Below are 8,139 nucleotides of genomic sequence, written 5' to 3' on the forward strand. Positions count from 1 at the left end.
AGGACAACCGCATCATGGCCCGCAAACTCAGCATGAAGATGGCGATCAATGAAGCCATCGACCAGGAAATGACCCGCGACCCGAGCGTGATCATGCTCGGCGAAGACATTGTCGGCGGCGCCGGCGCCGAGGGCGAAAAGGACGCCTGGGGCGGCGTGCTCGGCGTCACGAAAGGCCTCTACGCGAAGCACGGCGACCGCCTGCTCGACACGCCGTTGAGCGAAAGCGCCTACGTGGGCGCCGCGATCGGCGCTGCGGCCTGCGGCATGCGCCCCATCGCCGAACTCATGTTCATCGACTTCATGGGCGTGTGCTTCGACCAGATCTTCAATCAGGCCGCCAAGTTCCGCTACATGTTCGGCGGCAAGGCGGAGACGCCGGTGGTGATCCGCTGCATGGTGGGCGCGGGCTTTCGCGCCGCCGCCCAGCACTCGCAGATGCTCACGCCGCTCTTCACGCACATCCCCGGCCTGAAGGTGGTGTGCCCCAGCACGCCCTACGACACCAAGGGTCTGCTGATCCAGTCCATTCGCGACAACGACCCGGTGATCTTCTGCGAGCACAAGAACCTCTACGGCTTCGAAGGCGACGTGCCCGAGAACTCGTATGCCATTCCGTTCGGCGAGGCGAACGTGGTGCGCGACGGCAAGCATGTGTCCATCGTGACCTACGGGCTCATGGTGCATCGCGCGCTGGATGCGGCGGCCGCGCTGGCGAAGGAAGGCATCGAGGCCGAAGTGATCGACCTGCGCACGCTGTCGCCGCTCGACATCGACACGGTGCTCGAATCCGTGGAGAACACGGGCCACCTCGTCGTGGTGGACGAAGCGAGCCCGCGCTGCAACATCGCGACCGACATTTCGGCGCAGGTCGCGCAGCAGATCTTCAAGGCACTGAAGGGGCCCATCGAAATGGTCGCGCCGCCGCACGTGCCCGTGCCGTTCTCTCCGGCGCTCGAAGACCTCTACATCCCGAGCAGCGCGCAGATTGCCGAAGCGGCACGCCGCACTGTCGGTTACGCGAATGGCAAGAGCAAAGGAGGAAACCGCTGATGGCCGGTCACATCACTCCCATCGTCATGCCCAAGTGGGGCCTCGAAATGCGCGAAGGCACCGTGCAGGACTGGCTCGTCAAGGAAGGCCAACGCATCGAAGTGGGCGAAGCGCTGGTAGACGTGGACACCGACAAGATCTCCAACGCCGTCGAGGCCGCCGACGCCGGGCTGCTGCGCCGCATCGTCGCACAAAGCGGCGAGACGCTGCCGGTGAAGGCGCTGCTCGCGGTGCTGGCGGACAACGACGTGAGCGACGCCGAGATCGACGCCTACATTGCAGCCTACGAGGTGCCCGCCGCCGACAGCGACGACGAGGATGCCGGCCCGTCGTTCGAATACGCGGACGTGGACGGCATCCGCGTGCGCTACGCGAAGCGCGGACCGGACGAGGGCACGCCGGTGCTGTTCATTCACGGCTTCGGCGGCGACCTGAACAACTGGCTCTTCAACCTCGACGCGGTGGCCGAGAGGCACCCGGTGATCGCACTCGACCTGCCGGGCCACGGCCAGAGCGAGGCGAAGCTGCCGGGCGCGTCCATCGCGGCGCTTGCCGACTTCGTCCTGAAGTTCCTGCGCGCCGCGGACGTGAACGGCCCCGCGCACCTGGTCGGGCATTCGATGGGCGGCGCCATCGCCATCCAGATGGCCACCGCCGCGCCGGCGCAGGTGGCGAGCCTGGCGCTGGTGAGCCCGGCTGGCTTCGATACGGCCATCAATAGCGGCTATACGGACGGCTTCGTTCAGGCGCAGTCGCGCCGCGAATTGAAGCCCGTGCTGGAGCAGCTGTTCGCCAACCCGGAGCTGGTGAGCCGCCAGATGATCGACGACATGCTGAAGTTCAAGCGCATGGATGGCGTCGAGCCCTTGCTCGCGGAACTGGGCGCGGCGCTGTTCGCCGACGGCAGGCAGTCGGCCGTGCTCGCGGACGAACTCGAACAGTTCGGCAAGCCCGTGCTCGTGTTCTGGGGCAAGGAAGATCAGGTGATTCCCTCCGCCCAGGCGAGCAAGGCGCCATCGAGCGCACAGGTGGTGCTGTTCGACGCCACCGGCCACATGGCGATGCTCGAAAAAGCCAGCGAGGTGAACGCCGCGCTGCAACGGCATCTGTCTGGTCGCTGAGGTCTTCCCGTCCGGCCGTTTTGGGCCTTGTTTTGGGCCTTGTCTTGAGCCTTGAACCTCAAGGCGGCCGGACTTCGTTTCGCTTTTCCGCCTGCTCTCACACACGTTTGCACGTTGCGCGAAGCCCGACGTGCAACGTGCGACGCGATGCGGGCGACGCCCCACTTCAAGGAAACCCGCCATGACCGCTTCGACTTCTTCCACCGCCTCTACCCACGACACCATGCGCGCCGCCGTCTGGCACGGCCGCCACGATATCCGCGTGGAAACCGTTCCGCTGCCCGCCGCGCCGCCCGAAGGCTGGGTGCAGATTCGCGTGCACTGGTGCGGCATCTGCGGCTCCGACCTGCACGAGTATCTGGCCGGGCCGGTGTTCATCCCCGTGGATACGCCGCATCCGCTCACCGGCATTCAGGGCCAGTGCATCCTGGGGCACGAGTTCTGCGGCGAGATCGCGTCGCTGGGCGCGGGCGTGCAGGGCTTCGCCGTGGGCGAGCGCGTGGCCGCCGATGCCTGCCAGCACTGCGGCCACTGCTATTACTGCACGCACGGCATGTACAACATCTGCGAGAACCTGGCGTTCACCGGCTTGATGAACAACGGCGCCTTCGCCGAACTCGTTAACGTGCCGGCCAATCTGCTCTACAAGCTGCCCGACAACTTCCCCACCGAGGCCGGCGCGCTCATCGAGCCGCTCGCCGTGGGCATGCACGCGGTCAAGAAGGCGGGCAACCTGCTCGGCAAGAACGTGGTGGTCGTGGGTGCGGGCACCATCGGCCTGTGCACGATTGCCTGCGCACGCGCGGCCGGAGCGGCGCAGGTGATCGCGCTGGAAATGTCGGCGGCACGCAAGGCGCGCGCTCAGGCGGTGGGCGCGAGTCACGTGATCGATCCGTCGGCCTGCGACGCACTGGCCGAAATCCGTCGCGTGACGGGCGGGCTGGGTGCGGACGTGAGCTTCGAATGCATTGGCCACAAGGACACCGCGAAGCTTGCCATCGACACCATCCGCAAGGCGGGCACCTGCGTGATGGTCGGCATCTTCGAGGAACCGAGCAGCTTCAATTTCTTCGACCTCGTTGCCACGGAAAAGCAGGTGATCGGGTCGCTCGCCTACAACGGCGAATTCGCGGACGTGATCGCCTTCATCGCCGACGGCCGTATCGACGTGACCCCTTTCATCACCGGCCGCATCCAGCTGGAAGACATCGTCGACAAGGGCTTCGAACAACTGGTCCACCACAAGGAGAACAACGTGAAGATCATCGTGTCGCCGGCTGAACTGATGACGGCATGATGTGACGAAGTAGCGTCACTCATTGGCGTCATTCACAGATGTCACCCACGCCCGCGCCCATGCCGTTCGATCTTGTCGAGGTTCCCGCCGCCACCGACGACCCGCTCGCCGCCGAGCGGGATTTGCTCGCGATGGCGGCCGATGGCCGCTGCGTCGCGCACCTCTGGCAATTGCCGCCGTCGCTGGTGGTGCCGCGCAGCTACCAGCGCTTCGCCGCGCTGGAGCGCGCACGCGCCGAGTTTGCGCAGCGCGGCTGCCCGGTTTTTCTGCGCATGTCGGGCGGCGGGCTCGTGCCGCAGGGGCCGGGCATCGTCAACCTGAGCCTCGCGTATCGGGTGCGCGGCACGGTGGGCGAGCTTTCCGAGACCGTGTATCGGCACCTGTGCGAGATCCTGCGCCATGCGCTCGGCTCGCTCGGGGTGCGCACGCATTGGCAGGCCGTGGAAGGCTCGTTCTGCGACGGGCGCTTCAACCTGGCCTCGGGGCCGCCGGACGACGCACGCAAGATCGCGGGCACCGCGCAATACTGGCGCAGGCTGGAGGCGGCGTCGCAAGGGGCGTCGGCGCCGCTCAATGTGGTGCTGGCCCACGCGGTGTTGCTCGTGAGCGCCGACCCCGCGGAAATCAACGCGCGTGCCAATGCGTTCGAAGCGGCCATCGGCAGCGGACGGCACTACCTGCCCGGGCGTGTGGTGAGCGTGCAGCAGGCGCTCGCCGCGACGGGCGGCGCCGCGCTGGATGGGGAGATCGACGCGCGCGTGATGGCCGCGCTTCGGGCCTGCGTGAGCGAGGCCGTGGCGCCGGGCGACTCGCGTGCGGGTTGAGCGCTTGCGCAAGCCGCCCGCTTCAGGCAACGCTCTCAGGTAGCCCTTTCAGCCCACCCCGCCCTCCTGCTCCAGCCACGACCGGAACAGCATGACGCGTTCATCGCCAACCTTCGCGTCCGCCACGTACGTGCAATAGCTGCGCGACGGCAGGCGGGGACCGCTGAACGGTGCGACCAGCCGGCCCGCAGCAAGATCGTCGGCTACGAGCGCCGTGGGCCCCATCGCGATGCCGATGCCGTCGATGGCCGCCTGCAAGGTCAGATAGAAGTGGTCGAAGGTCAAGCTGGCGGCCGGCTTCAAGTCAGGAATCCGGGCGCTTGCCAGCCAGTCAGGCCACAGTCGCGGAAGGCTCGACGTGTGCAGCAACGTGTGTTGCCGCAAGTCGCCCGGCGAGCGAAGCGGCAGCCGTTCCAGCAGCGCGGGACTACAGACGGGCAACCGTTCCTCCGAGAGAAACGGCCGCATCGAATAGCCGTAGAACGTGTCTGGACCGCCGCGGATCACAACGTCGTAGTCCTCCTTCAGGCTCTCCAGCGGCCCGTTCGACGTCTCGACGCTCACCTCCACGTCGGGATGCCCGGCCCGGAAAACGGCGAGCCTCGGCACCAGCCAGCGCAACGCGAACGTGGCGGGCGCGTTCACCGAGAGCGTGCGCGACACCGTTTCCGGCACACCGTATCTCGCCGTCGCCTGCGCGAGCTGCTCGAACAACGGGCCGACTTTCTCCAGATAAGCCTTCGCCGCGGGCGTCAGCTTCACGCGCCGGTTGTGCCGTTCGAACAGCGGCGCACCAAGCCACGTTTCGAGCAGGCGCACGTGCTGGCTTACCGCGCCTTGCGTCACGTGCAGTTCCGCGGCGGCTTGCTTGAAGCTGCCGAGGCGGCCCGCGGCCTCGAAGGCGCGCAAGGCGTTGAGCGGAGGCAAGACCCGTTTCATCGAGAAAGCCCTTTTCAAGAGAGTTTTTCTAACGCGATCCGGCAATTTATCTGGTTTGTTGAGGCCAAACAAGATAGATATCCTTCTTTGCGTAGTGCCGATTCGCCTCCCGCTCCGTTCGTCTCCCGTCCCTGCTCAACAACATCCAGATGCTCAGTTACACCGGCGGTATCGTGCTCTTTGCAGCCATGCTCCACGCCAGCTGGAATGCGATGCTGCACGGCAACCGCGACCGGTTCTGGTCCATGACGTGGATGAGCATCGCCATCGCGGCGGTCTCCGCGTTCGTCGTCCTGTTCAATCCGCTGCCCGCCCGCGCCTCGTGGCCCTACATCGTCGCGTCGGGGCTCGTGCACATCTTCTACAACGTGAGCCTCGTGCGCTCGTATCGCCGCAGCGACCTGGCGCTGGCGTATCCCATCGCGCGCGGGTCGTCGCCGCTGCTCGTCACACTCGGCGCGGCGCTCTTCGCACATGAAGCAATTGGCCCCTTGCACGCGCTCGGCATCGCAATGGTGTCGGGCGGCATCATCGCCATCGCGTTGCAGGGGCGTCACGTGTCGCGCGCGGGCGCGCTCGCGGCGCTCACCACCGGCGCGACCATCGCGGTCTACACCGTGATCGACGGTATCGGCGTGAGGTTGTCCAACGCGGAGTCGCTCAGCTACACCGCCTGGATGTTCCTGTTTTACGCGCTGATGCCCGTGCTATTCGTCGCGACGCGCGGGCTCGCGCCGCTTTGGGCGCCCCTACGCGTGGAGCCGCGCTCGGTCGGCTTGTCGCTCGTGGGCGGCTTCGTTTCGATTGCGGCGTACGGCATCGTGATCTGGGCGCTGCAGTCGGACGCGATGGGCGCCGTCTCGGCGTTGCGCGAAACCAGCGTGGTGTTCGCGGTGCTAATTGGTCGCGTGTTTCTGCGGGAAACGGTCAGCACAGCACGCTGGCTCGCCTGCCTCGTTGTCGCGGCCGGCGCCGTGTGTCTGGGGCTTTGACGTCTCTCTCCTCTTTCCACTTTCCATGAAGGTTCGTTCGATGAATACCGTTCCACAAGCGCCGCTCATTCTGATTACCGGCGGCAGCCGCGGCGTAGGCGCGGCCACCGCGCGTCTTGCAGCGGCACAGGGCTACGACGTGGCGATCAGCTACGTCTCCAACGAATCCGCGGCCCGTGCGGTGGCCGCTGACGTGGAAGCGCTGGGCCGCCGCGCGCTCGCCGTGCGCGCGGACAGCGCGGACCCGGAGCAGGTTGCCCGGCTATTCGACGCAATCGACCGCGACTTCGGCCGCATCGACGTGCTGGTGAACAACGCCGCGATCATCGCGCGGCAGTCGCGGCTGGAAGATCTCGCCTTCGAGCGCATGCAGCGGATTTTCGCGGTCAACGCGATCGGGCCGATTCTGTGCGCGCAGCAGGCAGCGAAGCGGATGTCGCTGCGTCACGACGGAAGGGGCGGCGTGGTGATCAACGTGTCGTCGGCATCGGCACGGCTGGGCAGTCCAAACGAATACGTGGACTACGCTGCGTCGAAGGGCGCTCTGGAGACCTTCACGACCGGTTTCGCGAAAGAAGTGGCGCGCGACGGGATACGCGTGAACTGCGTTCGGCCCGGGCACATCTACACCGAGATGCACGCAAGCGGCGGCGAGCCGGGACGCGTGGATCGCGTGAAGGACTCCATCCCGATGGGCCGAGGCGGTCAGCCCGAAGAGGTGGCGCGCGCCATTCTGTGGCTGGCGAGTGCCGAGGCTTCGTTCGTCACGGGCACGTTTCTCGATGTGACGGGCGGGAAGTGAGGCGGCGTCGGACAAACTGGGCGGGGGCGGTGCGCTGGCGGTTCGCCTTGGTATCGGTTTGTCCAGGCTACAAAAGATGCACGACCGAACGAGGCCGCCATCCCTTCGAAGGCGGCCTCGTCGATCTCTACTAGCACCGGCTTCGCGTCGCCAACACAACCCAGACATCAGGCCGGCGGCGCCATACCCAGCCGATGCCATCCCAGCGGTGTCAGGACTGAATGGTCAGCGCCGCAAATGTCCGGACAAACCGCATGCGGACAAGCGCCATGACTTTGCCCGGTACAGGCGCTACCTGAACCCACGCGGAATCACGCGCTCATATTGCCCGGGGATATAGAAAACAAGGAACGACCTGGATGCCATCGCCAGGTCGTCGAGCGCATGTCTCGTTTGTCGGATCCGGCAAACTGCACATTCATTTCGAGCGCCGGCTCGACATTCATGTCGCGTTGTTCTCCCTGGCCGCTGCTGACATCTGTTCACGCTTCGTGGATACCTTGCGTGAGCCGCTCTTGACAGGACATGCGCTGAACATGGCTTCCGCGCGGCACGACCGCGCGCTGCAAAAGCTGACAGCGCACATTGACCATTATTGACAATATTCCGTGTCGTTCCCGGTAGGTTTGTCCGGCTTAAAACGTTGCGAATAAATCAGCTTCGCATCGTTCCTTTAAACCGGATAGGAATGCACGGAATGAATACTCCCGCAAAGCGTTTTACCGATGCGTGGCTCCGCCCGAGAGCACGTCTGACCCGGCATCTCACGTTGTGGACCGGCAGTGAGGACCACGACCTGATGTGCTCGACTTCAGGGCGCACGGCGGTTTCTGCAAGAACTACGTGGTCAATGTCACAGTCACTTCCGTGGACCACACGGCGGCCACCCCTCAATGGGGCCGCGACGCGCTGGAAGCGCATCCACACGAGTCGCGACGAAGCGGCGTACGAACAGAGCATCGAGCCGTGCTTCGCTGGGGACTATCCCGGCGCGTTCCCGATCAAGGTGGCGTCGTTCACGTTCGTCGGTCCCGATAACGTGCCCGCGCCGTTGCCCGTCCTGCCGAAAAGCGACCTCAAGGTCAACGACCGTCCTCCCCATACGAACTGAC

Annotated in this window: 9 protein-coding genes; 8 read left to right on the forward strand and 1 reads right to left on the reverse strand. The window is 65.6% G+C overall.

Annotation, left to right across the window (positions count from 1 at the left end; genetic code table 11):
- Positions 1 to 14: 14 nt before the first annotated feature.
- The 4 genes from PKKP23_RS27125 to PKKP23_RS27140 all read left to right on the forward strand — a co-directional run bounded on the left by PKKP23_RS27125 (position 15) and on the right by PKKP23_RS27140 (position 4,294).
- Positions 15 to 1,052 carry an alpha-ketoacid dehydrogenase subunit beta gene (locus PKKP23_RS27125; RefSeq protein ID WP_126879170.1) on the forward strand — a complete coding sequence of 346 codons (1,038 nt, stop codon included), beginning with the start codon at positions 15 to 17 and terminating at the stop codon, positions 1,050 to 1,052.
- A complete protein-coding gene (locus PKKP23_RS27130) occupies positions 1,052 to 2,173 on the forward strand; it encodes an acetoin dehydrogenase dihydrolipoyllysine-residue acetyltransferase subunit (RefSeq protein ID WP_126879171.1) in 1,122 nt (373 codons plus the stop codon). Before PKKP23_RS27125 ends, PKKP23_RS27130 begins: the two co-directional genes overlap by 1 nt.
- Before the next feature lie 223 nt (positions 2,174 to 2,396).
- Positions 2,397 to 3,470 carry a 2,3-butanediol dehydrogenase gene (locus PKKP23_RS27135; protein WP_205703021.1) on the forward strand — a complete coding sequence of 358 codons (1,074 nt, stop codon included), beginning with the start codon at positions 2,397 to 2,399 and terminating at the stop codon, positions 3,468 to 3,470.
- Positions 3,471 to 3,529: 59 nt separating this feature from the next.
- A complete protein-coding gene (locus PKKP23_RS27140; protein ID WP_126879188.1) occupies positions 3,530 to 4,294 on the forward strand; it encodes a lipoyl protein ligase domain-containing protein in 765 nt (254 codons plus the stop codon).
- Positions 4,295 to 4,342: 48 nt separating this feature from the next.
- Here the strand turns inward: PKKP23_RS27140 and gcvA are convergent, their stop codons facing one another.
- Positions 4,343 to 5,233 (reverse strand): transcriptional regulator GcvA, encoded by an 891-nt coding sequence (gene gcvA, locus PKKP23_RS27145; protein ID WP_126879173.1) that lies wholly within the window; start codon positions 5,231 to 5,233, stop codon positions 4,343 to 4,345.
- Between the two features lie 149 nt (positions 5,234 to 5,382).
- On the opposite strand from gcvA, the gene PKKP23_RS27150 reads away from it, so the two are divergent.
- From PKKP23_RS27150 to PKKP23_RS27165, 4 genes are all read left to right on the forward strand, one after another.
- Positions 5,383 to 6,225, forward strand: coding sequence for a DMT family transporter (locus PKKP23_RS27150; RefSeq protein WP_126879174.1), 843 nt, complete (start codon positions 5,383 to 5,385; stop codon positions 6,223 to 6,225).
- Between the two features lie 40 nt (positions 6,226 to 6,265).
- Positions 6,266 to 7,027, forward strand: a complete 762-nt coding sequence (locus PKKP23_RS27155) for a glucose 1-dehydrogenase (RefSeq protein ID WP_126879175.1) — start codon at positions 6,266 to 6,268, stop codon at positions 7,025 to 7,027.
- Positions 7,028 to 7,386: 359 nt separating this feature from the next.
- The gene (locus PKKP23_RS27160; protein WP_126879176.1) at positions 7,387 to 7,626 is read left to right on the forward strand and encodes a hypothetical protein; all 240 of its coding nucleotides are present in this window, start codon (positions 7,387 to 7,389) and stop codon (positions 7,624 to 7,626) included.
- A 251-nt stretch (positions 7,627 to 7,877) separates the two neighbouring features.
- Positions 7,878 to 8,138, forward strand: a complete 261-nt coding sequence (locus PKKP23_RS27165; RefSeq protein ID WP_126879177.1) for a hypothetical protein — start codon at positions 7,878 to 7,880, stop codon at positions 8,136 to 8,138.
- The last annotated feature ends 1 nt before the right edge of the window (position 8,139 follow it).

The sequence above is a fragment of the Paraburkholderia kururiensis JCM 10599 = LMG 19447 genome (assembly GCF_003986935.1).
In the GTDB taxonomy this organism is placed as follows: Bacteria; Pseudomonadota; Gammaproteobacteria; order Burkholderiales; family Burkholderiaceae; genus Paraburkholderia; species Paraburkholderia kururiensis.

Bases quoted from the DNA above. Each gene is read 5' to 3' on its own strand.
- PKKP23_RS27125 (WP_126879170.1), top strand. From the start codon at position 15: ATGGCCCGCAAACTCAGCATGAAGATGGCGATCAATGAAGCCATCGAC.
- PKKP23_RS27130 (WP_126879171.1), top strand. From the start codon at position 1,052: ATGGCCGGTCACATCACTCCCATCGTCATGCCCAAGTGGGGCCTCGAA.
- PKKP23_RS27135 (WP_205703021.1), top strand. From the start codon at position 2,397: ATGCGCGCCGCCGTCTGGCACGGCCGCCACGATATCCGCGTGGAAACC.
- PKKP23_RS27140 (WP_126879188.1), top strand. From the start codon at position 3,530: ATGCCGTTCGATCTTGTCGAGGTTCCCGCCGCCACCGACGACCCGCTC.
- gcvA (WP_126879173.1), bottom strand. From the start codon at position 5,233: ATGAAACGGGTCTTGCCTCCGCTCAACGCCTTGCGCGCCTTCGAGGCC.
- PKKP23_RS27150 (WP_126879174.1), top strand. From the start codon at position 5,383: ATGCTCAGTTACACCGGCGGTATCGTGCTCTTTGCAGCCATGCTCCAC.
- PKKP23_RS27155 (WP_126879175.1), top strand. From the start codon at position 6,266: ATGAATACCGTTCCACAAGCGCCGCTCATTCTGATTACCGGCGGCAGC.
- PKKP23_RS27160 (WP_126879176.1), top strand. From the start codon at position 7,387: ATGCCATCGCCAGGTCGTCGAGCGCATGTCTCGTTTGTCGGATCCGGC.
- PKKP23_RS27165 (WP_126879177.1), top strand. From the start codon at position 7,878: ATGTCACAGTCACTTCCGTGGACCACACGGCGGCCACCCCTCAATGGG.